The sequence below is a fragment of the Pseudomonas piscis genome, from assembly GCF_009380155.1.
Classification (GTDB): domain Bacteria; phylum Pseudomonadota; class Gammaproteobacteria; order Pseudomonadales; family Pseudomonadaceae; genus Aquipseudomonas; species Aquipseudomonas piscis.
This window is the reverse complement of sequence record NZ_WHUV01000003.1, coordinates 96,512-119,475: the sequence shown is the minus strand read 5'-3', so window position 1 is coordinate 119,475 and position 22,964 is coordinate 96,512. Positions and strand designations below refer to the sequence as shown.

The following is a 22,964-nucleotide window of genomic DNA, read 5'->3' as shown; positions in this document are numbered from 1 at the left end:
CCGTGGCCGCCTACAATCTGCGTCAGTTGAAGTACTTCATCACCACCGTCGAATGCGGCAGTGTCGCCGAGGCATCGCGCAAGCTGTACATCGCCCAGCCCTCGATCTCCACCGCGATCAAGGGCCTGGAGGACAGCTTCGGCGTGCAGTTGCTGATCCGCCATCACGCCCAGGGCGTTTCCCTGACTCCCAGTGGCGCGCGTTTCTACCGCAAGGCCCAGGAGCTGCTGCGCATGGCCAGGGAGTTCGAGCAGAACGCCCTGGCGGACAACGATGTTGTTTGCGGGCAGATCGACATCGGTTGTTTCGAGACCGTGGCACCGCTGTACCTGCCGCAATTGATCGCCGGCTTCGGCGCGCTCTATCCCGGGGTGGAGATCCGCATCCGCGATGGCGAGCAGCAGGAACTGGTGCAGGGCCTGACCGGCGGTGCCTACGACCTGGTGATCCTGTACGAGCATGAGCTGGACGGCACCATCGAGACCGAGCCGCTGATGCCGCCGCAACGTCCCTATGCCCTGCTGCCGGCCGACCACCGCTACGCCCAGCAAGCCCGGGTTGCGCTGCGCGACCTCTGCCTGGAACCGATGATCCTGCTAGATGTGCAGCCGAGCCGGACCTACTTCGTCAGCTTGTTCGAGGAGCTGGGCCTGACTCCGCAGATCGCCTTCAGCTCACCGTCCATCGAGATGGTCCGGGGCATGGTGGGCCAGGGCTTCGGCTTCTCGATCCTGGTCACCCGCCCCCACTGCCAATGCTCCTACGACGGCAAGCCCGTGGTGTGCGTGGAGATAGTCGAGGAGGTGACCGGCTCGGGGCTGGTGGCGGCCTGGCTCAAGCGAGGTCAACTGACCAAGCCGGCACGCCTGTTCGCCGACTACTGCAAGCAGCACCTGACCCTGGTCGCCAACCCGCACGCCGAGCCCTAGCCCAGCAGGCCCAGCTCCTGGGCCCGGGCCACCGCCTGGGTCCGGCGCTCGACACCCAGCTTGCTGTTGATGTGGCTGGCGTGGGTCTTCACGGTGTGCAGGGAAATGAACAGGCGCTCGCTGATTTCCTGGTTGGAGCAGCCTCGGGCAATCAGTTGCAGCACTGCCAGCTCCCGGGAGCTGAGGCTCTCGCTATGGGCGGCGGCTTCGTGCAACTCACGAGGCGCCGAGGGCAGGCGTGCGAGCAGGGCCTGGGTCAACGTGGTGCCGGTGCACTGCTCCAGTTGCTCGCGCATCCAGCCGGGATAGTCGAGGATCAGCCCGGCGAACGGCTGGAGGATTCCCCCCACTGCCGCCTCCAGGGCCAGGAGCAGATCCTGGCGTGCCTCCTGGTTTCGACCGAGGGCCAGCAACAGTGCGGTCTTCTGGGCCAGGGCCATGGCACACAGCAACTGCCGGCCGCTGTTCTGCCCATGCTCCACCAACCGCGCCAGGCGCAGCTCGGCCTGGGCGGTGTCACCCTTGATGACTTCCAAGCGAGCCTGCTGCAACTCGATATGCAAGGGCAGTTGGGGATGGAATTCCGGCGGAGCCGCCGCCTGCCCGCCGGTGTAGGTCTGCCCCAGGCGCGCCAGCCAGGCTTCGGCGAGGTCGGTGCGGCCCTGGGCCAGCCAGAGCTCGCATTTCACCAGGGTGATCATCGCCAGGTAGTAGATCGGCGGCACGTCCCAGATATGCATCAGGCGCTCGGCCTCGGCCAGTTCGGCGAAGGCCCGGGCGAATTCACCGCGCATGCCGTCCTGCTTGGCGATCACGCAATGACCGATCAGCACGCTGATATCACGACAGGCTCGAGCTTCCACCAGCCCGGCCTGCAACCTGGCCAGGCCGGTCTCGGGCTCGAGCCTCAGGGTCAGCAGGTAGCCTTCATACAAGGTCAACCGGGCCCGCACCGCGTACAACCGCTGGGCCGACAGTCCCTGCAAGCGGCCCAGCCCTTGCTTCACTTCATCCATCGCCCGCAGCACTTCGCCCCGGGCCTGCAGGACCCGCGCCCGATCGTAGTGGGCCAGGGCCTCGAAGAGCGGGTTGCCGACCCGCTGCGCCAGCTCCAGCGACTCACGATTGAGGCTGCGGGCACGCCACAGGTCGGCATCGGTGATGGCCAGGTTGGACAAGGTCGACAGGCACATCAGCCGCTGTCCATAACGCTTGAGGGGCAGGCTCTCCAGGGCCTCGCTGCAATAGGCCAGGGTCTGCTCCCGCTGGCCGCGCCCGCGGGCGATGATCCCGCTCAGGGCCAGCCACTGCGCCAGCATCGACTTTTGCGCCGTCGCCGAAGGCGCCGGCAGGAAACGGCTCAACTGGGCCGCCAGCTCCTGGGCCGCATCCAGCTGGCAAGCCAGGCCCAGGGCCCAGCTATACAGCACGATCAGGCGCGGCGTGCTGACCAGCAAGCTGTCGGGCAGGTCCATCTTCCAGCGCAACAGCATGCCGATGTTCTGCTCCGCCAGCAGTTGTTCCTCGGACAAGTTCTGTACCAGGTTGGCGGCCACGTCCAGGTGCCCGGCACGCAGTGCCTGTTCCACCGCCTCATCCAGCAGGCCCTGGGCGTTGAACCAGCGACAGGCACGCAAGTGCAGGCTGGCGGCCGGCACCAGGGCACTGGCCGCTGGGCGACTACGCAACAGGTCGGAGAACAGATGGTGATAACGGTACCAGTGCCCATGCTCGTCCAGCGGCACCAGGAACACCTGGTGCGCCTGCAGGAAACCGAGGATCTCGGCGCTGTCGTGGGCCTCGCGCAGGGCATCGCACAACTCGGCGCAGAAGCGCTCCTGGGGGGCGGTGTCGTACAGGAAGGCCTGGACCTCGGCGGGCAGGCAATCGATGACCTCTTCGAGCAGGTAATCGCGGATCAACCCCTCGCCACCATGCAAGCCCTGGGGCAAGGTGCCCACGGCACCGGCTTCGGAGGCGGCGAGCAGCCAGAAGCGCAGCCCCGCGACCCAGCCCTCGCTACGTTCGATCAGGTTTTCCAGGGCCTCGCCGCGCAAGGCGCTGCTGTGTCGGTCCAGCAGGCTCAGGGATTCGTCGTGGGTCAACCGCAGGTCCTGCTCATGCAGCTCCAGCAATTGCCGTGACAGGCGCAGGCGCGCCAGGTGCCAATCCGGGCGCTGCCTGCTGGTGACCATCACCAGCAGGCCATCGGGCAAGTGGTTGAGGAAGAACTGCAGGCAACGATCGAGCACCGGCCCCTGGGCCAGGTGGTAGTCGTCCAGCACCAGCAATACCGGGCTGGCACTGGATAACTGCTCCGCCAACTCGTCCAGCAAGCCGTCCAGCCACTCCTCGAAGGCGAACGGCTGGTGACGCTGGCGCATTTTCAACAACCCCAGGGACTGCCGGCCCAGCTGCGGAAAATACTGCTGCAAGCCGGCCAGCAGGCGCTCGAGGAAACGCCCCGGATCGCTGTCCCGCCGGCTCAGACCCAGCCACAGGCTCTGCCAGTTGCCGGGCAGGCTTTGGCAGAACTCGATCGCCAGGGAGCTCTTGCCGAACCCGGCCGGTGCGCAGACCAGCAACAGGCGTCCCTTCAGCCCTCCCTTCAAGCGCTCACAGAGGCGCGGCCGCGACACATAACCATCAGGCAATGGGGGCCGATAGAAACGTCCTTCCAGTGCAGGAATCACTGCACTGTCAGACCGCTGGAGGGAGAACAGATCAGTCATGGCCAACTCTTATTGGTGTACGGTTGTCGGCGTAGCAGATGTCCGCAGACTAGCGGTAAAAGGCCACCTGTTGAAGATTTTTGCGACCATTCGCGCGAAAAAGACTATGACCAAATCGGTCAGATATTCCGCAATTATTGGGCGATATTTCGTTTGCTTATTTAGACAAGCTCCCAATTCGTCCCGAGAAAGATAGTCGCATTGCCACTGATTTCTACGTCAGCCGGCCCGGACCTATCCACAGGCAAAAAAAAGCCCCGAACCAGCCGGGGCAATTTTCGAGGATGCGGCCTCTAAGGGGTAACGCGGATCAGCGAACTCCGTCCTGGCGCAGGGCGGCCGGGGTGAAATCGCTGGTGGTGGCGGTGAAGCCGAAGTCATACGCCTGTTTCTCTTCGTTCTTCATGCCCAGCGCCAGGTAGCGGCCGGACTGCAGGTCGTAGAGGGTTTCCAGGGCGTACCACGGTACTTGCTTGTCGTAGTAGTCCTCGGCATGGGCCTCGGCCACGCGCCACAGCTGGCCACGACCGTCGTAATGGTCGATCACTGCGGCCTGCCAGGTGTCCTCGTCGATGTAGAAGTCACGCTTGGCATAGATATGGCGCTGGCCTTCCTTCAGGGTCGCGACCACATGCCAGACCCGGCGCAGCTCGTAGCGAGCCAGGTCCTGGTTGATGTGGCCGGCCTTGATGATGTCGGCGTACTTGAGGGTCGGCGAGTCGATCTTGTAGCTGTTGGAGGCGATGTACATCTCCTTCTTGCCTTCCAGCTTCCAGTCGTAGCGATCCGGAGCGCCGTTGTACATGTCCAGGTTGTCGGAAGTACGCAAGCCGTCGGCGGCGGTACCCGGGCCGTCATAGGAGACTTGCGGGGCGCGACGCACACGGCGCTGGCCGGCGTTGTAGACCCAGGCCGAACGCGGCTCCTTCACCTGGTCCAGGGTTTCGTGCACCAGCAGCACGCCACCGGCCAGGCGCGCCGGAGCGGTGACCTTCTGCTTGAAGTAGAACAGGATGTTGCCCGGGTTCTTCGGGTCGTAGTCCTTCATCTTGTCGCGGAACACGAACTGGTCCTGGAAGTACACCAGGCTGTAGGAGCCGTTGGCTTGCGGAGTGGCCTGGGTCACCAGGCGGGTCACGCTGCCGCCGCGATAGCGGGTGATGTGGTTCCAGATCACCTCGACCCCGCTTTTCGGGATCGGGAACGGAATCGCCGTCTCGAAGTTCTCCAGGCCGTTGCCGCCGGAGACCAGGTTGGTCTTGGTGGCGTTGCGCTTGATGGCGGCGAACACATCAGCCGGCACGGTAGCGCCACGGTGGGTGGCGTATACCGGCATCTTGTAGCTGTCCGGGTAGCGCTTGAACATCGCGTACTGCCCGGGTGCCAGCTTGTCCTTGTACTGCTCGACGTTCTGCGCGGTGATGGTGAACTGCGGTTGTTCGTTGCCATAGGGGTTGGACAGGAAACCCTTGCCATCCACGCTGCCGGCGTTGGTCGCCAGCGGCTTCCAGGCCGGGATGGTGCCGGCGGCGTTACCGGCCATCTCGGCGCCCATCGGCGTCAGGCTGCTGCCCAGCTTGGCAGCCTCGTCGGCCGATACCGCAGCCATGACTGCGGTAGCCAGCAGCGACAGTCCCAGCACACCGACGTGCAACAGACTCTTGGTGATTTTCATATTGTTGTTCTTCCTGAAAATACAATGTGCTTAGAAGTTCACGCCAACGCTCAAGGCGAGGAAATCCCGGTCATCCACGGTGCTGTAGTCGCCACCGAAGAAGTTGGTGTAGGCCAGGCTCGCGGTGTAGGTGTTCTGGTACTCGGCGTCCAGCCCCAGGCTGATGGCCTTGCGCCCTTCCTCGAAGTTGCCGCCAGGACCAGGTGAGTATCCCTTGACGTCATGGGACCAGGCCACGTTGGGCTTGAGGTTCACGCCGGCGAACACATCCGGGTATTCCCAGATCGCCCGGCCGCGGTAGCCCCAGGAGGTGGCGGTCGTAAAACCATCGTTGTTGCAATTTTTGGTGGCGTTGCTAGTACTTGCTCCAGGACCCGCACCGGCAATGGTGGTGTTGTCGAGCCCGGCGCAAGTGTTTTGGCCGAACGTGGCCGGCAGCTCGCCGGGCCCGAACACAGGATCGCGGCCATAACGCACTTTCGATTTACTCTCCAGGCCTCCCACGCGGGTAATACCCAATTCACCTACCAGGGTCAGGCGGCTGGCGCCCATGACCTGATCGAAGAAATGCGTGAGCGTGGTCTGGAACTGGGTGATTTCCTTACGCCGATAGCCATTGAGGTCCTGCCCTGCAACGCCCTGCAGCAACGACGCGTTGGTAAAGGCTCCCTTCAAGGGACGCACGGCGGAATACAGGATGTCGGTGGAGTTGAGCTGGACCGGCGCGTTCGGCCGGTAGCTGATCTCGCCGCTCCATGCGGTCCCCGTAGGCAGGGTGGTGGAGAAGCTCAGGCCGTACAGGCGGATGTCCTCGGGATACTCGACGAAGTACTTCGAGTTGCCGGCGATCCATACCGGAGCCAGGGTGCCGAAGCCCGGGGCCATGGCATAGGCCGACTGCGGTGCTGCGGTAGCGCTGAAGATCGGCGCGCGGCTGTGGTAGTTCATGAAGTAGGCGCCGAACTCGGTGTCCAGCGGCTCGAAGTTGTAGCGGAAGGCCACGCCGAACTGGCCGCCGTCACGGGCATCGCGGTCGCCGCTGCGGCGTACCAGGGTGCCCTCTTCGTTGGTATCGACGCCACGAGCCTGCATCGCCGCCAGCGCCGCTCGCCCCGGGGCCGTGGCGGCGATGGTCGAGCGCTTGGCCAGCAAGCGCAGGTTGTCATCGCAGCCGTCGGAAATGTTGTCCGGCTGGGAGAAGAAGGTCCCGCAGTTGTCGGTGACGGTCTGGTCCCATTCCAGTTGGTAGAAGGCTTCGGCCGACAGGTTTTCGGTCAGGTTCTGCGAGATGTAGAACATGTTGACCGGAATCAGGCCTTCCTTGATTTCGGCACCGGGACGGCGGAACGCCGAGACGTCGATCGGGTTGATCGAGTTGATGCCGCCACCGATGAAGGTGCTCTCGCCCCAGCTCACCACCTGCTTGCCCAGGCGCACCGAACCCGGTTCATCGGCAATGGAGTAGTTGTGGTAGACGAAGGCATCGAGGATCTGCCCGCCGGAGGACTTGGCGCCTTCCTTGCGGTTGCTGTCGCTGATGTTCTTGAAGTCCATGTCTTCGTCTTTGAGCTTGAAGTCGTACCAGTACTTGCCACGGACGAAGACACCGGTATCGCCGTACTTGAGCTCCAGGTCATGGATGCCCTTGAAGATCTTCGAGAAGGTCTGCCCCTTGTTGAAGTTCAAGTGGCCGTCGTCGGTGGTCTGGGACAAGCCCTTGCCGCCGTTGTTGACCCCGATCAGATCCTTGTTGCGCCCTGCGGTCGACCAGCTGGCCCCCAGGGAAAGGGACGAATCGAAGCTGCCTTCGATTTCACCGACGTTGAAGGTGACGCCGAATGCGGGCCCGGCGAGCGTGGAGGCGAGACCGACGGCCAGGGGCAGTTTCGCCCGGCGCCAGAACTGGTTTGCTGATGTCATCGACGCTACTCCATGTGCATTATTGTTATGGCAGTTGGTTTTTCCGAGACCGCCCCGGTTACCGGCGCCAGCACACTGGCGCAGGCCCTGGGGTTGCGTGGCGCCAATACCCCGCAATGCCCCGTCCCTCGAAAAAGACTGTTAACGGACTATAGCCAGCAAGGATTACTGCTTGATCCCTCTAAAGTGTGATTTGCAGCCATCCGGCCGTGCTGGAGCGGCCCGTTGCCATAACCGTTGAAAAATGGCCGGCAAGGATGACGGAAAAATCCGCGAGTACAAGGCAAAGGCTTGCAGGGTGGGCGCGCCGTGCCCGGGCGGACACGGCGGGAAAGACTCAGAGGGTGGAGAGAAAGGCGCTGTTGCTGGCCTGCCACTCGCTGATGTTGACGCGGATGCGCTTCTTGTCGAGCTTGCCGACGCTGGTCTTGGGAATTTCCGTAACAAGGGCGATCTGGGTGGGAATGGCCCACTTGCTCAGGTGCCCCAGTTCGACGAATGGCTTGAGGTGTTCCTTGAGCTCCCGGGCGCCGATCTCGTGGCCTTCACGGACCACCAGCAAGGCGAACGGCCGCTCTCCCCATTGCGGATCGGCGATGCCCACCACTGCTACTTCGCGTACCGCCACATGCCGGCTGATGAGGTCCTCCAGGTCCAGGGACGAGATCCACTCCCCGCCGGTCTTGATCACATCCTTGATCCGATCGCGGATATCGATCACGCCCATGCCGTCCAGGGTCGCCACGTCGCCGGTATGCAGCCAGCCGCCCTCCCAGAGCTCGGCGCCCTTTTGCGGCTCGTTGAAATAACCCTCGCTCAACCAGGGTGCGCGCAGTACCAGCTCGCCCTGGGATTCGCCGTCCGCCGGCAGGAAGTTGCCCTCGGCGTCGACGATCGCCGCCTCCACCAGTGGCCCGGGCACGCCGGCCTTGATCCGGTAGGTGGTGCGCTCGTCCTCGCTGCCCGCCATCAGTTCATCGTTGAGGTGGGCGCAGGACACCAGCGGCCCGGTCTCGGACATGCCGTAGGCGGCGGTCAACTGCACACCCCTGGCCTTGGCGGCCTCGTACAGCGTGCGGTTCAGGGCGCTGCCGCCGATGACGATCTTCCAACCGCCGAAATCCGTGCCCTGGGCCGCCTTGGCATTGAGCACCATCTGCAGGATGGTCGGCACGCAGTGGGAGAAGGTGACTTTTTCCCGGCGCCACAGCTCCACCAGGTACTCGGGGTCGTAGCGCCCCGGATAGACCTGCTTGAGGCCCAGCATGGTGGCCACGTAGGGCAGGCCCCAGGCATGCACGTGGAACATCGGGGTGATGGGCATGTAGACGTCGTTGGTGCCCAGCAGGCGCACGCTGTCGATGGCGCCCATGATGGTGGAAACGCCCATGGTGTGCAGCACCAGTTGGCGGTGGGTGAAGTACACGCCCTTGGGATTGCCGGTGGTGCCGGTGGTGTAGAAGGTGGTGGCCACCGAGTTCTCGTCGAAGTCCTCGAACTGGTAGTGCGGGCTGGCGGCCGCCAGCAAGGTCTCGTACTCGCCCACCAGGTTCGGCAGGTCGGCGGTCTTCTGTTCGCCATCGGTGAGCAGCAGGGTCTTGTCCACCGTGGTCAAGTGCCCGGCAATCGCCTGGTACAGGCCGACGAACTCGCTGTTGACCAGCACGAAGCGGTCCTCGGCGTGGTTCATGGTGTAGAGGATCTGCTCCGGCGACAGGCGCACGTTGATGGTGTGGATGACCGCGCCGATCATCGGGATGGCGAACATGCACTCCAGGTAACGATGGCTGTCCCAGTCCATCACCGCCACGGTGTCCCCGGCCTTGACCCCGGCCGCGGTCAACACGTTGGCCAGGCGCGCCACCCGCTCGATCAGGGTCGGATAGGTGTAGCGCAACTGGTCGCGGTAGATGATCTCGCGGGTCTTCTCGTAGCGGCTGCCGGACATCAGCAGCCGCTTGATCAGGAGCGGGTATTGGTAGGCCCCTTCGGCGGGGGGGATAACGCGAGTCTGCAACATAAGAATCCCTTTTCTGACGGCTCGGTCGTAACAGGAGAATACTCACTCTAGAGTGCCTGCGCGCCAGCCAAATCAGCCAAAGGGATGATTTGCAGGGACGCCTGATACTAGCTCCAGGCCAGTATCGGCGCGGCCCCGCGTGCCATCACGCCTGCTGGCCCAGCGCCGCTTCGGCCGGCGTGCGGGGGAAAGCCAGGGCGGCGACGAAGGTCAGCGCCGCGATCGCGCCCAGGATCAGGTACAGCCCGGCCAGGCCCTGGCGCGGCTCCACCAGGGCGATCAGCGGAATCGCCGTGGCGCTGGCACCGAACGACAGGCAGTAACGCAAGGCGAATACCCGGGCCTGCCACTGGGGGGCGACGAAGTTGGCGACCATCGCATCGTTGACCGTGACCTGGCCGAACACCACGAACATGAACGCCGCGCCCAGCACAATCACATTCCAGCCCTCAGCATGGGCCAGCGCCAGCAACAAAGGCCCCTGGAACAGGGTCATGACGATGAATGGCCATTTCAGGCTGAAGCGATGCAACAGTCGTCCCATGGTCAACTGCGCCACCGCACCGAAGGCGTAGGCCAGGCTCACCACCAGTCCCAGGGTCTGCGGCGAGGTGAAGACGTCCAGCAAGCGCTCCTGGAACAGTTTCGGATAGGTCATGGTGGTGGCGTTGAACACCACGCCGCCAGTGGCCGTGGCCAGCGCCAGGACAGCGAACACCAGGAACATCGAGATCTGCTGTCCGCCCTGCCCTTTGAGCGGCGCATGGGCCCGGACCGGGACCGGCTCCTCACGCACCTGCCAGGCAAAACCGATACCCAGCACGATCGCCACGGCCCCTGGCAGGATGAATGCCGAACGCCAGCCGAAGCGGGCCACCAGGAAGCCGGTGAGCAGCGCCGAGAAGGCCACCCCGAGGTTGCCCCACATGCCGTTGATACCGATCTCGCGTCCACGGTTGCGAGCGTAGGCCACCAGCATCGCCGTGCCCACCGGGTGATAGATGGCGGCGAACACCCCCATCAGGGTCAGGCCCAGGGTCAACATCGCCGGGCTGCTGCTCAGGCCCGTGAGGATCGAGGAACCACCGATGCCGAAGAAGAACAGCAGCATCATCCGTCGGCGGCTCCAGTGGTCGCCCAGCCAGCCGGCCGGCAGCGAACAGGCGCCAAAGGCGATGAAACCTCCCAGGGACAAGCCGATCAGCGCGGCATAGTCCATGGCGAAGGCCTGGGTCATGCCCAGTACCGCCGCAGGGAAGATCAGCATGAACATGTGGTCGATGACATGGGCGGCATTGACGTAGCGGATGACATTTCGGGCTTGGTTCATGGCGGCACGCTGCAGGTAGTGAAGGTGACGCCTATGCTAGGTTGGCGACAAACAGCATTCTGGACAACAAAGTCATCGGAACGGACATGTTAATCAGCCACTTCCAGCAGGGCCCGGTCAGCGCCTACTCCAGGGACTACGCCGATGCCGCGCACCAGCCGCTGCACTGTCATCACGAGGCGCAGTTCCTCTACGCCGCCTGCGGCACCATGCGCCTGGTGACCGCCCATGGCGCCTGGGTCATCCCTCCGACCCGCGCAGTATGGATTCCACCACTGGTGGAGCATGAGATCTTCATGGCCGGGGAAGTGCGCATGCGCACGCTGTTCATCGCCGCCGAACTCTGTCCGGCATCCTTGCAGCAGTGCTGCGTACTGGCGGTCACACCGCTGTTGAGGGAATTGATCCTGCGCGCGGTGCAAGGCCCGAAGCAGGCCCGCAACCCGCTGATCCAGCAACTGATGCTGGAGGAGATCGCCGGCCTGGAGAACCTGCCGCTGCATATCCCGATGCCCCAGGACCGCCGCCTGCAAGCCATCTGCCTGGCCCTGCTGCGCACTCCCGACCATTGCTACACCCTGGAGGATTGGGCGCAGCAGGTGGGCGCCAGCTCACGGACCCTGGCGCGGCTGTTCCAGCAGCAGGTGCGGATGAATTTCAACGCCTGGCGCCAGCAACTGCGCCTGATGGAAGCCCTGCCACGCCTGCTCGCCGGGGAAAGCGTGCACAGCGTGGCCGACTCACTGGGCTATGGCAGCACCCGGGCCTTCAGCGCCATGTTCCAGCGCTTGCTCGGGGATACGCCACGGCATTACGTGGCGTCCCTGAACCAGCTCAGTGCCCTCAATGCATCTCGGTGAAGGCCAGCTTGACACCGATGGCGATCAGCACCGCACCCATGGTGCGATCGAACCAATGGCCCATGCGGGCGAAACCAGCCCGCACCCGCTGCTGGCTGAACAGCATGGCCACCAGGCAGAACCACAGGGCCGTGGCCGCCGCCAGGTAGACCCCATAGCCGGCCTGGATCGCCAGTGGTGTATGAGGGTTGATCACCACGGTGAACAGCGAGAGGAAGAACAGCGTCGCCTTGGGATTCAGGCCATTGGTGACGAAACCTGAGGTGAAGGCTCCGCGGGCGGTGCGCACGCCGGCCTCCTTGTGCAGGTCGTCCGTGGCCGGCTTGGCTGGCTGGGCACGCAGGGCCTTGTAGCCGATGTACAGCAGGTAGGCGGCGGCCAGCCACTTCAGGGCGTTGAACAGCACGATGGACTGGGAAACGATCAGGCCGATCCCCAGCAACGAGTACCCCACGTGCAGGAAGATCGCCGAACCCACTCCCAGGGCGGTCCAGGTGCCGGCGCGACGGCCATGGGTCACGCTTTCGCGCACCACCACGGCAAAGTCCGGGCCGGGGCTGGCCACCGCCAGCAGATGGATGAGGGCAACGGTCAAGAACTCGGTGAGGTACATGCAGGCTCCTGTATATGTCTAATTATTTCATCTGTTAGGCTCGGCAGATTACGCCTTGGTTTCCTCGCACGAAAGGTACAGTTCATGACCGACAATCGCCGCGCCGTCTTCCTCGATCACAGTTCGCTGGACTTGGGTGACCTGGATCTGGGGGCGCTGCACGACAGTTTCAGTTCCTTGCACTTGCATGCCCATACGTCCCCGGAACAGGTGGCCGAGCGCCTGCAAGGAGCCCAGGTGGCCATCAGCAACAAGGTGGCGATCAACGCCCAGGCCCTGGCCGCCTGTCCCGAGCTGCGACTGATCCTGGTGACGGCCACCGGCACCAACAACATCGACCTGGAAGCCGCCCGGCGCCAGGGCATCACCGTCAGCAACTGCCAGGGCTACGGCACGCCGTCGGTGGCCCAGCACACCCTGATGCTGCTGCTCAACCTGGCGACACGGGTCGCCGATTATCAACAGGCCGTGGCTGCCGGACGCTGGCAGCAGGCCAGCCAGTTCTGCCTGCTGGAATTCCCGATCATGGAGCTGGCGGGCAAGACCCTGGGCCTGCTGGGCCATGGCGAACTGGGCGGCGCGGTGGCACGCCTGGCCGAAGCCTTCGGCATGCGCGTGGTCCTGGGACAGATCCCCGGACGCCCGCTGCGCGCCGACCGCCTGCCCCTGGACGAACTGCTGCCCCAGGTGGACGCCCTGACCCTGCACTGCCCGCTCAACGAACACACCCGTAACTTGATCGGCGCCCGGGAGCTGGCCCTGCTCAAGCCCGGGGCCCTGGTGGTCAACACCGCCCGCGGGGGGCTGATCGACGAACAGGCCCTGGCCGACGCTCTGCGCAGCGGCCACCTGGGGGGCGCGGCCACCGACGTCCTGAGTGTCGAGCCGCCGGTCAACGGCAACCCCTTGCTGGAGGCCGATATCCCGCGCCTGATCGTAACCCCGCACAACGCCTGGGGCAGTCGCGAAGCCCGCCAGCGCATCGTCGGCCAACTGGTGGAAAATGCCCGGGCCTTCTTCAATGGTGAACCGCTGCGGGTCGTAAATTGATAGACTGCGCCACTTTTTTTCAGGTGCGGACGATGGACATACGCAGCGAAATACTCTTACGCCAGGCCGAGCTGTTCCAGGGCCAGGTACTGCTGGCCGGCCTGAGCGCCGATGACCTGCTCGGCCGCCTGCCGGCCGCCCAGGGCTGGAGCTGGCACGCCGGCGACCACACGGCGCTGCAAGCTCGCTTCCCGGACCGCTGTCATTTCGGGGTGAACGCCCCGGACAGCGCCTTCGACAGCGCCGTGCTGTTCCTGCCCAAGTCCAAGGACCTGGCCCACTACCTGCTCAACACCCTGGCTTCGCGCCTGGCCGGGCGCGAGCTGTACCTGGTGGGGGAAAAACGCGCCGGCGTGGAAAGTACCGCCAAGCAGCTCGCCGCCTTCGGCAAGCCGCGCAAGCTCGATAGCGCCAGGCATTGCCAGCTGTGGCAGGTCACGGTGAGCAACGCCCCCGAACCTGTGGCCCTGGAGAGCCTGGCCCAGGAGTACCTGTTGCCATTGGCCGAAGGCCCGCTGAAGGTCGTCAGCCTGCCCGGCGTGTTCAGCCATGGCCGCCTGGATCGCGGCACCGCGCTGCTGCTCGAACACCTGGACCACTTGCCTGCCGGCCACCTGCTGGATTTCGGTTGTGGCGCCGGAGTGCTGGGGGCGACGGTCAAGCGCCGCTATCCGCAAACCCGCGTGACCCTGTTGGACGTGGACGCCTTCGCAGCCCGGAGCAGCCGCCTGACCCTGGCAGCCAACGGCCTGGAAGGCGAAGTCCTGACCGGGGACGGTATCGATGCCGCGCCCATGGGCTTGAACTGCATCCTGACCAATCCGCCGTTCCATACCGGGGTCCACACCGACTATCAGGCCACGGAAAACCTGCTGAGAAAATCTAGGGAACATCTGGAAAAAGGCGGCGAACTGCGGGTAGTCGCCAATAGTTTCCTGCGCTACCAGCCACTGATCGAAGAGCACCTGGGGCCCTGCGCGGTCAAGGCCGAAGGCGATGGTTTCCGCATCTACCGGGCCAAGCGCGGCTGAGCGTCTTTTTCACAAACAAGGCTTGCCGAAAGGATTTTGCCTAGGCAGAATCCGCTCCGTCCTAGGGGAGTAGTCTCCCACGAGCGCCACGCTCGTCCGGCATGCGTCAACATACTTGGTCCGAAGACCATGGCGCATGCGACCCAAGAGTCCGCACAGACGGGCTGCCGGGTTTGACAAGACCTATGACACGCACACCTTACCCGGGGCGGGAAGGCTGTACGTGTCATAGCCGTGTCGACCCGCCCCTTAGGAAAACCCTGATGCTGGACTCCCTGCTCGTTCCCACCGCAATCGTTGCCTTGGCCGAAATCGGCGACAAGACGCAACTGCTTGCCCTGATCCTCGCTGCGCGCTTTCGCAAACCCTGGCCGATCATCGCCGGCATCGTCGCCGCGACCCTGGCCAACCATGCGGCCGCCGGTGCGGTAGGCGCCTGGTTCGGCAGCTTCTTCTCGGATGCGACCCTGCACTGGATCCTCGCCGCCAGCTTCACCGCCACCGCGCTGTGGACCCTGGTGCCGGACAAGATGGACGACGACGAAGCCACCACCGCGCGCAAGTTCGGCCCCTTCCTCACGACCCTGATCGCCTTCTTCCTGGCCGAGATCGGCGACAAGACCCAGGTCGCCACGGTGATGCTGGCTGCGCAGTATCCGGAATTGTGGCTGGTGATCATCGGCACCACCCTGGGCATGCTGATCGCCAACGTCCCAGTGGTGCTTGCCGGCAACTTCGCCGCGGACAAACTGCCGTTGACCCTGATCCGGCGCCTGGCGGCATCGGCGTTCGTCATCCTGGCCCTGGTCGCGGTGTACAAGGCCATGCAGAGCAGCGGCTGGCTGTAAACGAAAACGCCGGCAAGGCAGCCCCCGTTACGGGAACCGCCTTGCCGGCGAATGCATCATCGGTTGACGCGGTGGATCAGGACTTCTTGGCCTGCTGGTACAGCGGCATCACCTTGGGAATTGCCGCCTGCAACGAGGCGATACGGCTGGTGGACGCCGGGTGAGTGCTCATGAACTCGGGCGGCGCGGAACCACCGGCAGCCTGGCCCATCTTGTTCCACAGGGTAATGGCCGCGTTCGGGTTGTAGCCGGCACGGGCGGCCAGCTCCAGGCCGATCAGGTCAGCCTCGTTCTCGTTCTCACGGCTGTTGGGCAGGGTCATCAACAGGTTGACGCCGTTGTCGCCCAGGGCAACCGTCTGCTGGGAAACACCGAACAGGGTCGCGATCTGCTTGCCGGCACCCAGCGCGTACTGCTTGGACATCGCCTCGCGACCGTGCTCACGCAGGGCGTGGGCGATCTCGTGGCCCATCACCGCGGCGATTTCATCGTCGGTCAGCTTCAGCTGCTCGATCAGGCCGGAGTAGAAAATGATCTTGCCGCCAGGACCGCAGTTGGCGTTGAGCTCATCGCTCTTGATCAGGTTGACTTCCCATTTCCACTGCGCGCAATCCGGACGGAAGTTCGGGGCCTGGGCAATCAGGCGGTTGGCGATGACCTGCAGGCGCTTGGCGTTGGCGCTGGTCTTGTCCAGTGCGCCCTGGCTGCTGGCCTCGCTCAGGGTCTCCTGGTAGGACTGTGCGTAGGACTGGTTGACCTCGGCGCTGGATACCAGGCTGATCATGGACTGTTTGCGATCCACGCCCACCACACCTGCGTTGGTGGTATTGACCGTCTCGCAACCACTGAGCAATACCGCGGCGCTCAGTGCACATACAACCAATGACTTCTTCTTCATGAAAACCTCCCTGAAAACATGGCGCGTATCCTAAGGGCGAGTTGGTATCCGCGCCAGATGCAAAACGGTTTTTTGCTCGCAATTGGGATACGGGTCAGCGCTGCAGGAAAAAATTCATCTTGTCCCCAGGGCCCGTGGCATTTGATGTGGCACCTTGCCGCTAGCGACCTCCTCCTCCTTCCAGGCGTCATTTGTGCAATCCGGGCTAATGACCCACAGGGCTGCGGCCGATACAGCACGGCAGACCTCAATTCCTGCGCCCGGAGCCTCTATGAAGTTCAAGTCGATCCAGTTTTCGGTGGCCGCACTGGCCGGAGCCATCGTCCTCAGCGTGGTTGCAGCCCTGGTGCTGTATGCCCTGTTCTCCGGCGCCCGGACCCAGCAAATGGTGCAGGAAAGGACCCAGGCCCAGTTCGAGCAAGTCATCGAGCAACGCTTGAGTGGCCTGGCGCAGACCCAGGTCAGCCAGATCCAGCGGGAACTGGAGGCGCCGCTGCTGATTGCCGCAGGCCTGGTGCGGGTCAACGCCCTGATGGGCAGCCGGGATGCCCAGGGCCAGGCGCAACTGAGCCTGAGCCGCGAACAGCTGATCGCCCTGATCAAGGAAAACGTCAGCCAGAACCCGAAGATCCTCGGCGCCTATATAGGCTGGGAGCCCAACGCCATCGACCACAACGACGGGGCCTACGTCGGCACCAGCGTGGTCGGCATCGATGCCGCTAGCGGCCGCTTCCTGCCCTGGTGGTTCCGCAACCAGGACTCCAGCCTGGGCCTGGACAAGCTGGCCGACGTCAACGACCGGACCGTGCTGTCCACCGGGGTGCGGGCCAGCGAGTACTACCTGTGCTCCAAGGACAACCTCAAGTCCTGCGTGATCGATCCCGCGCCTTACAAGGTCGGCGACAAGGTGGTGATGCTCGCCTCCTTCATCCAGCCCATCCTGCTGGACGGCAAGTTCCAGGGCATAGTCGGTGCCGACCTGTCGGTGAACTTCATCCAGGACATGCTGGTGGGCGCCAACCAGAAGCTCTACGGCGGCGCCGGCGAGATGGCCCTGATCGGCGGCAACGCGCGCCTGGTGGCCTACACCAAGGACCCCGGCAAGTTCGGCGAGAAGGTCAGCGACGTACTCAACAGCGATACCGTCGCCAAGCTGTCCAATCTCAAGCGCGGCGAGGTGACCTATGACGTCGACCAGGCCAACGGCAAGATCGCCCTCTACCTGCCCTTCGGCATCGGCCAGACCGATGCCCAGTGGACCCTGATGCTGCAGCTGCCCCTGGGCGCGGTAATGGCTGACCTGGACAAGCTCCAGGGCGACCTGGCCGAACAGCGCCAGGCCGACATTTTCGGCATGGCCATGGTCGGCCTGGTGATCGCCGGCGTCGGCCTGCTGGTGATCTGGCTGGTGGGCCACGGCATCGCTCGGCCGCTGCGGCAGATGGTGGCGATGCTCGACGATATCGCCCAGGGCGAAGGCGACCTGACTCGCCGCCTGAGCAGTGACCGGGCCGATGAGCTGGGCTCGATCGCCAAGGGTTTCAACACCTTCCTGGCCAAGTTGCAGGCGATGATCAGCCAGGTGGTGACCTCGGTGCAGAGTGTCAGCGACTCCTCGGAACACACCGCCGATATCGCCATCCGCACCAACCAGGGCGTACACAAGCAGATGGTGGAAATCGACCAGGTGGCCACTGCGGTGCACGAGATGACCGCCACCGCCCAGGACGTGGCACGCAACGCGACCCAGGCTGCACAAGCGGCCAGCCATGCCGACCAGGCCGCCAGCCAGGGCATGCAGGTGGTGCGTGATACCTCCAGCGCCATCGCCGCCCTGGCCGAAGAGATCGGTCGCGCGGTGACCGTGGTGCAGACCCTGGCCAAGGACAGCGAGAACATCAACGCCATCCTCATCGCTATCCGCGGGATCGCCGAGCAGACCAACCTGCTGGCCCTCAACGCAGCGATCGAGGCCGCCCGTGCCGGCGAGCAAGGCCGCGGCTTCGCGGTGGTCGCCGACGAGGTGCGCAACCTGGCGCAAAAGACCCAGCAGGCCACCGAGGAAATCCAGTCGATGATCCAGCAACTGCAGCAAGGCACCCGGGAAGTGGTGCGGGTCATGGAGGACAGCCAGCACAAGACCGACCAGAGCGTGGAGCATGCGGCCAAGGCGGCCCAGGCCCTGGAGACCATCACCCAGGCGGTCTCGGTGATCAACGACATGAACACCCAGATCGCCAGCGCCGCCGAGGAGCAGAGCGCGGTGGCCGAGGACATCAACCGCAACGTGATCAACATCGGCCAGGTGGCCAACGAAGTGGCTGGCGGGGCCGACGAGTCCAGCGCCGCCAGCGCCGGCCTGACCAAGCTGGCCGAACAGCAACGCCGGCTGATCAACCAGTTCAGGGTCTGAATGACGAGGTGCCTCGCCCCGGCCTCAAGCGGGGGTCAGGCACTCCGGCCCATTGAGCTTGGGATCGTTGACCAGGTTGGCCAGGACCCGCTCGCGCAAGGCCGCGGGCGGGCTGGCCAGCAAGGCGTGCAGGACATGCAGGGGAGTCTGCGGATCCAGCCAGGCATCCTGGCCGGCAGCGTCGAGGATCAGCGGGCGGCGCAGGGTAGAAGCCGCCTGGGTCACCACCGCGGTGCTCAACCAGACCTGCTCCTGTACCGGATAAGCCTCCCAGATCGCAGCGAAGAAGATCGACGACCCTTCCCCCGGCGTCAGCCAGTAGGGACGCTTGCGGCTGCCTCCGCGCCATTCATAGAAACCGTTGGCCGGCAGCAGGCAGCGCCGTTCGCGAAACGCCTGGCGGAACATCGGTTGCTCGGCCAGAGTTTCTGCCCGGGCGTGGGCCGGGGTACGGGACAGGTCGGTCAACCAGGCCGGGGTCAAGCCCCAACGAGCCCTGGCCAGGGTACGCTGGTCGTTCTCCAGGCGCTGGATCAGCACCGAATCATTCGGCGAAATATTCCATTGGGCCCGCTGGTCCGCGGGAAATCCCGGCAAGGCCGCGAAGGCGGGGTTCCAGCGAAACAGGGCATAACGTCCACACATGGGGCAATACGACTCTCGGCAAATCGGCGCTCAGCCTAACAGACCAGCACGCCGGCAAAACCCTCCGGCTCTTCGAAGGGCAACGGCAGGGCGGCATTGTACGCAGCGATCAGTTCCCGCGCGCGCTGCGCCTCGTGGTTTTCCACCGACAGCGCCAACAGCCCGAAGACCGGCAACTCCCCTGCCCCGCCCAACAAGTCGCGTCCCTGCAGGTGCGCCTCGATGCCCTCGCTGGCCAGCATGCGCTGGAGCAGTTCGCCTTCCATCAGATTTTCCGGCTCGTAGATCCGCTGCATAAGCACTACTCCCCCAGGTTCAGTCGTTTTCCGCGTGCACATCCAGCATCCATTCCTGGCCATCGGTCTGCAGCGTGAACACGATGGGCCGGCAGCAAACCGGGCAGTCCTCGATATAGGTCTGGTCGCCGGCGGACAGGTCCAGCACCGCCTCTGCCTGTTCGCCGCAGTAAGGACATTGATAATGGTCGGTTTCCAGCATCGCGGTCTCCCGAGTGACTTATGCGTATAATCGCCGGTCTATTTGCAGGGCTTTTAATGCTTGAGCTGAATCTTCAGACCGCGCCCGGCTTTTTTTCGATCCGAACCTTCTTCTTACCCTAGCCGTTTCCAACAAGAGAGCATGATGGGCGAATTCGATGCCATCCGACCTTACCACGACAGCGAAGTACCAGCGGTGCTGGCCCGGCTGCTCAGCGACAAGGCATTCCTAGATATCCTCACCCACTTTCGCTTCCCGCGTTTTGCCAACACTTTCGGTTGGCTGCTCAAGCCCCTGATCGCTCACCGCCTGCGCCGCGAATTCGCCGGCATCACCTCGGTGGCGACCTTGCAGGACAAGGTCGAGTTCTATGTCGACCACACCATCGAACGCGCCACCGACGGCGTGACCTATACCGGCGTCGAGCAATTCAAGTCGGGAACCGCCTACGTGTTCCTGGCCAACCATCGCGATATCGTCATGGACCCGGCATTCGTCAACTATGCGGTCTATCACGCCGGCCTGCCGACCCCGCGCATCGCCATCGGTGACAACCTGCTGCAGAAACCATTCGTCAGCGATCTGATGCGCCTGAACAAGAGCTTCATCGTGCATCGCTCCCTCAGCGGGCGGAGGGAAAAGCTCGCGGCCTACCAACTGTTGTCGGCCTACATCAACCACTCGATCCGCAACGACGGCCAGTCGATCTGGATCGCCCAGGCCGAGGGCCGGGCCAAGGACGGCGACGACCGTACCGAGTCGGCGATCCTCAAGATGTTCCACATGAGCCGCAAGGACGAACCGTTCGGCGAAGTGATCCAGTCACTGAACCTGACGCCGGTGTCCATCAGCTACGAATACGATCCTTGCGACCAGGCCAAGGCCCGGGAGCTGTATATCCGCGCCACCACCGGCAGCTACACCAAGGCACCGGGGGAAGACGACGTGAGCATCGCCAAGGGCATCACCGGCTACAAGGGCCGGGTCCACGTGAACTTCGCCACGCCCATCAGCGAAAAGTTCGAAGATACCAAGCAACTGGCCATGGAAATGGATCGGCAGATCCTCGGCGGCTACCGGCTGTTCCCGGTGCACTACCTGGCCTATGCCCAGTGGAGCGATGCCGATCCGCAACTGCAGGTGCCCAGCGCCGCCGAGGTGTTCCCGGCCCAGGAACTGGCCAAGGCCGAGCAGGAATGGCAGCGTCGCCTGCAAGAATGCCCGCCGGAGCATCGCCCCTACCTGGTGCTGCAGTATGCGACTCCGGTCCGCAACCAGTATCGGGTCAAGGCCGGCCTGGCGCTGTAGAGCCCGGCCTGCTAAAGCACAACGGCGCCTGGGGGCGCCGTTGTCGTATTCGTGGCCAGGTGGGCGATCAGAACCGCGTGCTGATCCAGGACACCAGCAGCGCCAGGCCCAGGCAGGCGAAACCGAAACGATAGAAGAAGCGGTTGATGCGCAGGGTGGCCGGGTCGAGCATCAGCATGGGCTGGTCCACCGCCCGTTCTTCACTCTGGACTGCCAGGTTGGCCAGGGCCCGCTGCTCGCGGCGACGAGTGGCGTGCAACAGCCAGCTGCCCGGGCAGGCCAATAGCAGGGCGAACAGGTTGATCAGCTTGCCGGGATGGGCATTGAACATCGACCAGAACATTTGCAACGACATCATGAACCTCGAAAAAGACCGGTGTTCGGGCCGTCGAGTGCGCCCGCGGCGCGGATTCTACTCATCCCCGGGCGGCCCCGCGGACCTTTCCGACCAGTAACGAGGCGCCGGGCAATTAATTTAGATCGTCATCTTTTCGTCATCTGAACAAGCCAGTCTGTCGCCCCTCGATGCCCCACGGAGCTTGTCATGTTGCATGCAGAAAACCAGGACCGCCTCTACCTGATCGCCCCTAGCGAGGAACAGCAGGCGCTGGTCGGAGCCCTGGCCTTCAACGTCCAGGATCGTCATTGGCTGGTGTATTGCGCCCTGGGCGGGCATCAACACGCGGACTTGCCGGAGACCGACCTGCTGACCGGCGTCAGCGTGCTGGACTTCTACGTCGAAGCGGCATGAAGCACTGCCCGACAGGCAATGAAAAAGCCCGGCGTCCAAGGGACCCGGGCTTTTTTGCATCTGTCGGTTTATAGCGTCAAACAAGACCGTGTGGGCTTGCTCGCAGCCGGCGACGGGCAGCTACAGGGTGCGCATCACTCGCCGAGGATCTGGCCGATGCTCGGATCCTTGAACAGACGGGTCAGCGCGTCGCTCAGTACGTCGCCCACCAGCTTGGTGTTGGTGTCCTGGTTCGGCGCCATGCCGAAGCGCTGGTCCAGGGAAGCACCATAGCGGCCGCTGTAGCGGCGGTTGGCGTTCTGCACGTCGGAGCGGAAGGTCGCACCGATGGTCGCCTCGGTCACGTACATGCCTTCCTTGGGCGATTGATACTTGAGCTCGGCCAGGGTCACGGTCAACTGGGGGGCATTGCTGCCACCGGCAGTCGGGGTGAAGCCCAGCAGGCGCACCGCAGCCTCGGCCTGGGCCTGCAGTTTGGGCAGGATCTGCGCGCCCTGCACGGTGATCGAGCTGGTTTCAGGGTACAGGCCACCACGGGTGCCCAATACAGGGGACGAACGGCCATCGACCACCCTCACCACCACCGGCTGGCCATGGCCCACTGGCGCCAGCTGGGAGGTGAGCTTGGGCTCCGGAGTGAGTTGTTGCGGGCTGTGGGCGCAGCCTGCCAGCGACAGGCTGGCCACAGTGATCAAACCGAACAACAGGCGTTGCAACATGCTCATTTCTCCAGGAATCAGGCACAAACAGGCCCGCAGTATAGCGGTGCACGACAGCGGCAAACCAGCATTGCCGGGGACTTAAGTCATCACTCGGACAGGTCCCGTACAAGCAGGTTCCTGTAACCTGCCGTTCACCCGTAATACACGATGATGTAACGGCTCGGCGGCATGCTTATCGTCAATGACACACTAGGTGCCTGGTCATGAAGCTCCTTCGCTCCCTGTTCGCTCCACGCCATGAGTTCCGTAGCTTCGCCCTGCTGGATTGCCAGGGCCGCTGCCAGGCATTTCGCCATAGTATCGAGGCACCTGTCGGCGACGGCTGGGTGGAAATCCAGGAGATCCGCCTGAACTGGCTGCACCAGATGCTGCCCGCCAGCGCCCGCGTGAGCCCGCGCAGCGTGGTCACCGGGGCGCGACCGATACTAGCCACCTGACCAAAAGCCTAATAAAAGTCGCGAAACAGGATCATTTCTGCACATTTCTTCGTTACAATCTCCCCCCGATTATAAGGACGTCTCCTGATCGGGCCTCGCAGTACCGCCAACGCCACTGCCTTGGCACCCCGCACCGCCCACAGAGAGCCGCCCACACAGATCGAGTGAAGCTGGCGTGCTTGCTGTTGTCCCACCTTGCAACCCTCCACTTTTCACGAATCTGCAGAGCTGCCATTGCTCGGACACTTATGCTGTTCGCCCGTCGTGCCCGCATGCCCCTGTCA

At 63.9% G+C, this 22,964-nt stretch carries 21 protein-coding genes, 1 pseudogene and 1 riboswitch; of the genes and pseudogenes, 10 read left to right on the top strand and 12 right to left on the bottom strand.

The features are described from left to right. The first annotated feature begins 2 nt into the window (after nt 1-2). Nucleotides 3-929 carry a LysR family transcriptional regulator gene (locus GDH07_RS17355; RefSeq protein ID WP_343038276.1) on the top strand — a complete coding sequence of 309 codons (927 nt, stop codon included), beginning with the start codon at nt 3-5 and terminating at the stop codon, nt 927-929. Here GDH07_RS17355 and GDH07_RS17350 read toward each other — a convergent pair. From GDH07_RS17350 to GDH07_RS17330, 5 genes are all read right to left on the bottom strand, one after another. Further along, nucleotides 926-3,661, bottom strand: coding sequence for a winged helix-turn-helix domain-containing protein (locus tag GDH07_RS17350; RefSeq protein WP_152898385.1), 2,736 nt, complete (start codon nt 3,659-3,661; stop codon nt 926-928). The two genes, GDH07_RS17355 and GDH07_RS17350, sit on opposite strands and share 4 nt — an antisense overlap. A gap of 310 nt (nt 3,662-3,971) precedes the next feature. Continuing rightward, entirely contained in the window at nt 3,972-5,336 is a 1,365-nt protein-coding gene (locus GDH07_RS17345) for a DUF1329 domain-containing protein (RefSeq protein WP_085594817.1), read from the bottom strand. 30 nt (nt 5,337-5,366) lie between these two features. Continuing rightward, the gene (locus GDH07_RS17340) at nt 5,367-7,256 is read right to left on the bottom strand and encodes a DUF1302 domain-containing protein (RefSeq protein WP_152898384.1); all 1,890 of its coding nucleotides are present in this window, start codon (nt 7,254-7,256) and stop codon (nt 5,367-5,369) included. Between the two features lie 337 nt (nt 7,257-7,593). Next, on the bottom strand, nt 7,594-9,276 hold the full coding sequence (locus GDH07_RS17335; protein WP_152898383.1) for a fatty acid--CoA ligase: 1,683 nt from the start codon (nt 9,274-9,276) through the stop codon (nt 7,594-7,596). A gap of 145 nt (nt 9,277-9,421) precedes the next feature. Further along, entirely contained in the window at nt 9,422-10,606 is a 1,185-nt protein-coding gene (locus GDH07_RS17330) for an MFS transporter (RefSeq protein WP_152898382.1), read from the bottom strand. Between the two features lie 86 nt (nt 10,607-10,692). On the opposite strand from GDH07_RS17330, the gene GDH07_RS17325 reads away from it, so the two are divergent. Beyond that, nucleotides 10,693-11,466 (top strand): AraC family transcriptional regulator, encoded by a 774-nt coding sequence (locus GDH07_RS17325; RefSeq protein WP_152898381.1) that lies wholly within the window; start codon nt 10,693-10,695, stop codon nt 11,464-11,466. Here GDH07_RS17325 and GDH07_RS17320 read toward each other — a convergent pair. Then, on the bottom strand, nt 11,450-12,079 hold the full coding sequence (locus GDH07_RS17320; RefSeq protein ID WP_053131993.1) for a LysE family translocator: 630 nt from the start codon (nt 12,077-12,079) through the stop codon (nt 11,450-11,452). The genes GDH07_RS17325 and GDH07_RS17320 overlap by 17 nt on opposite strands. Before the next feature lie 84 nt (nt 12,080-12,163). On the opposite strand from GDH07_RS17320, the gene GDH07_RS17315 reads away from it, so the two are divergent. From GDH07_RS17315 to GDH07_RS17305, 3 genes are all read left to right on the top strand, one after another. After that, complete coding sequence (locus tag GDH07_RS17315; RefSeq protein WP_152898380.1) at nt 12,164-13,129, top strand: 2-hydroxyacid dehydrogenase; 966 nt, start codon at nt 12,164-12,166, stop codon at nt 13,127-13,129. Nucleotides 13,130-13,161: 32 nt separating this feature from the next. Next, the gene (locus GDH07_RS17310; RefSeq protein WP_152898379.1) at nt 13,162-14,160 is read left to right on the top strand and encodes a methyltransferase; all 999 of its coding nucleotides are present in this window, start codon (nt 13,162-13,164) and stop codon (nt 14,158-14,160) included. Nucleotides 14,161-14,211: 51 nt separating this feature from the next. Next, a riboswitch (yybP-ykoY riboswitch) is annotated at nt 14,212-14,335 on the top strand. Nucleotides 14,336-14,423: 88 nt separating this feature from the next. Further along, nucleotides 14,424-15,008 carry a TMEM165/GDT1 family protein gene (locus tag GDH07_RS17305; RefSeq protein ID WP_022640859.1) on the top strand — a complete coding sequence of 195 codons (585 nt, stop codon included), beginning with the start codon at nt 14,424-14,426 and terminating at the stop codon, nt 15,006-15,008. Between the two features lie 76 nt (nt 15,009-15,084). Here GDH07_RS17305 and GDH07_RS17300 read toward each other — a convergent pair whose 3' ends face one another. Next, nucleotides 15,085-15,906 carry a M48 family metallopeptidase gene (locus GDH07_RS17300; RefSeq protein ID WP_152898378.1) on the bottom strand — a complete coding sequence of 274 codons (822 nt, stop codon included), beginning with the start codon at nt 15,904-15,906 and terminating at the stop codon, nt 15,085-15,087. 208 nt (nt 15,907-16,114) lie between these two features. Here GDH07_RS17300 and GDH07_RS32885 point away from each other — a divergent pair. Together GDH07_RS32885 and GDH07_RS32880 are read left to right on the top strand one after the other, a co-directional pair. Beyond that, nucleotides 16,115-17,464: pseudogene (locus GDH07_RS32885) on the top strand (methyl-accepting chemotaxis protein); the annotation flags it as partial. A 12-nt stretch (nt 17,465-17,476) separates the two neighbouring features. Then, nucleotides 17,477-18,319, top strand: a complete 843-nt coding sequence (locus tag GDH07_RS32880) for a methyl-accepting chemotaxis protein (protein ID WP_371857880.1) — start codon at nt 17,477-17,479, stop codon at nt 18,317-18,319. Between the two features lie 24 nt (nt 18,320-18,343). Here GDH07_RS32880 and GDH07_RS17290 read toward each other — a convergent pair whose 3' ends face one another. The 3 genes from GDH07_RS17290 to GDH07_RS17280 are packed head-to-tail and all read right to left on the bottom strand — an operon-like array spanning nt 18,344 to nt 19,462. Further along, nucleotides 18,344-18,964, bottom strand: a complete 621-nt coding sequence (locus GDH07_RS17290) for an SOS response-associated peptidase (RefSeq protein ID WP_053132002.1) — start codon at nt 18,962-18,964, stop codon at nt 18,344-18,346. 35 nt (nt 18,965-18,999) lie between these two features. Further along, a complete protein-coding gene (locus tag GDH07_RS17285) occupies nt 19,000-19,260 on the bottom strand; it encodes a putative signal transducing protein (protein ID WP_022640862.1) in 261 nt (86 codons plus the stop codon). A gap of 19 nt (nt 19,261-19,279) precedes the next feature. Beyond that, nucleotides 19,280-19,462, bottom strand: a complete 183-nt coding sequence (locus GDH07_RS17280; RefSeq protein ID WP_022640863.1) for a CPXCG motif-containing cysteine-rich protein — start codon at nt 19,460-19,462, stop codon at nt 19,280-19,282. A gap of 141 nt (nt 19,463-19,603) precedes the next feature. Between GDH07_RS17280 and GDH07_RS17275 the strand changes: the two genes are divergently transcribed. Then, on the top strand, nt 19,604-20,770 hold the full coding sequence (locus GDH07_RS17275; RefSeq protein ID WP_053132005.1) for a 1-acyl-sn-glycerol-3-phosphate acyltransferase: 1,167 nt from the start codon (nt 19,604-19,606) through the stop codon (nt 20,768-20,770). Between the two features lie 67 nt (nt 20,771-20,837). Here GDH07_RS17275 and GDH07_RS17270 read toward each other — a convergent pair whose 3' ends face one another. Beyond that, entirely contained in the window at nt 20,838-21,125 is a 288-nt protein-coding gene (locus GDH07_RS17270; RefSeq protein ID WP_178124084.1) for a hypothetical protein, read from the bottom strand. Nucleotides 21,126-21,314: 189 nt separating this feature from the next. Between GDH07_RS17270 and GDH07_RS17265 the strand changes: the two genes are divergently transcribed. Beyond that, nucleotides 21,315-21,521, top strand: coding sequence for a hypothetical protein (locus tag GDH07_RS17265; RefSeq protein WP_022640865.1), 207 nt, complete (start codon nt 21,315-21,317; stop codon nt 21,519-21,521). 134 nt (nt 21,522-21,655) lie between these two features. Here the strand turns inward: GDH07_RS17265 and GDH07_RS17260 are convergent, their stop codons facing one another. Further along, a complete protein-coding gene (locus GDH07_RS17260) occupies nt 21,656-22,240 on the bottom strand; it encodes a YajG family lipoprotein (protein WP_152898375.1) in 585 nt (194 codons plus the stop codon). Between the two features lie 206 nt (nt 22,241-22,446). Between GDH07_RS17260 and GDH07_RS17255 the strand changes: the two genes are divergently transcribed. Continuing rightward, nucleotides 22,447-22,680, top strand: a complete 234-nt coding sequence (locus GDH07_RS17255) for a hypothetical protein (RefSeq protein WP_103324062.1) — start codon at nt 22,447-22,449, stop codon at nt 22,678-22,680. Nucleotides 22,681-22,964 lie beyond the last annotated feature (284 nt).

Excerpts from the sequence above, each read along its gene's own strand:
- GDH07_RS17350 (WP_152898385.1), bottom strand. The coding sequence starts at position 3,661 with ATGACTGATCTGTTCTCCCTCCAGCGGTCTGACAGTGCAGTGATTCCT.
- GDH07_RS17345 (WP_085594817.1), bottom strand. The coding sequence starts at position 5,336 with ATGAAAATCACCAAGAGTCTGTTGCACGTCGGTGTGCTGGGACTGTCG.
- GDH07_RS17340 (WP_152898384.1), bottom strand. The coding sequence starts at position 7,256 with ATGACATCAGCAAACCAGTTCTGGCGCCGGGCGAAACTGCCCCTGGCC.
- GDH07_RS17335 (WP_152898383.1), bottom strand. The coding sequence starts at position 9,276 with ATGTTGCAGACTCGCGTTATCCCCCCCGCCGAAGGGGCCTACCAATAC.
- GDH07_RS17330 (WP_152898382.1), bottom strand. The coding sequence starts at position 10,606 with ATGAACCAAGCCCGAAATGTCATCCGCTACGTCAATGCCGCCCATGTC.
- GDH07_RS17325 (WP_152898381.1), top strand. The coding sequence starts at position 10,693 with ATGTTAATCAGCCACTTCCAGCAGGGCCCGGTCAGCGCCTACTCCAGG.
- GDH07_RS17320 (WP_053131993.1), bottom strand. The coding sequence starts at position 12,079 with ATGTACCTCACCGAGTTCTTGACCGTTGCCCTCATCCATCTGCTGGCG.
- GDH07_RS17315 (WP_152898380.1), top strand. The coding sequence starts at position 12,164 with ATGACCGACAATCGCCGCGCCGTCTTCCTCGATCACAGTTCGCTGGAC.
- GDH07_RS17310 (WP_152898379.1), top strand. The coding sequence starts at position 13,162 with ATGGACATACGCAGCGAAATACTCTTACGCCAGGCCGAGCTGTTCCAG.
- GDH07_RS17305 (WP_022640859.1), top strand. The coding sequence starts at position 14,424 with ATGCTGGACTCCCTGCTCGTTCCCACCGCAATCGTTGCCTTGGCCGAA.
- GDH07_RS17300 (WP_152898378.1), bottom strand. The coding sequence starts at position 15,906 with ATGAAGAAGAAGTCATTGGTTGTATGTGCACTGAGCGCCGCGGTATTG.
- GDH07_RS32880 (WP_371857880.1), top strand. The coding sequence starts at position 17,477 with ATGATCAGCCAGGTGGTGACCTCGGTGCAGAGTGTCAGCGACTCCTCG.
- GDH07_RS17290 (WP_053132002.1), bottom strand. The coding sequence starts at position 18,964 with ATGTGTGGACGTTATGCCCTGTTTCGCTGGAACCCCGCCTTCGCGGCC.
- GDH07_RS17285 (WP_022640862.1), bottom strand. The coding sequence starts at position 19,260 with ATGCAGCGGATCTACGAGCCGGAAAATCTGATGGAAGGCGAACTGCTC.
- GDH07_RS17280 (WP_022640863.1), bottom strand. The coding sequence starts at position 19,462 with ATGCTGGAAACCGACCATTATCAATGTCCTTACTGCGGCGAACAGGCA.
- GDH07_RS17275 (WP_053132005.1), top strand. The coding sequence starts at position 19,604 with ATGATGGGCGAATTCGATGCCATCCGACCTTACCACGACAGCGAAGTA.
- GDH07_RS17270 (WP_178124084.1), bottom strand. The coding sequence starts at position 21,125 with ATGTCGTTGCAAATGTTCTGGTCGATGTTCAATGCCCATCCCGGCAAG.
- GDH07_RS17265 (WP_022640865.1), top strand. The coding sequence starts at position 21,315 with ATGTTGCATGCAGAAAACCAGGACCGCCTCTACCTGATCGCCCCTAGC.
- GDH07_RS17260 (WP_152898375.1), bottom strand. The coding sequence starts at position 22,240 with ATGTTGCAACGCCTGTTGTTCGGTTTGATCACTGTGGCCAGCCTGTCG.
- GDH07_RS17255 (WP_103324062.1), top strand. The coding sequence starts at position 22,447 with ATGAAGCTCCTTCGCTCCCTGTTCGCTCCACGCCATGAGTTCCGTAGC.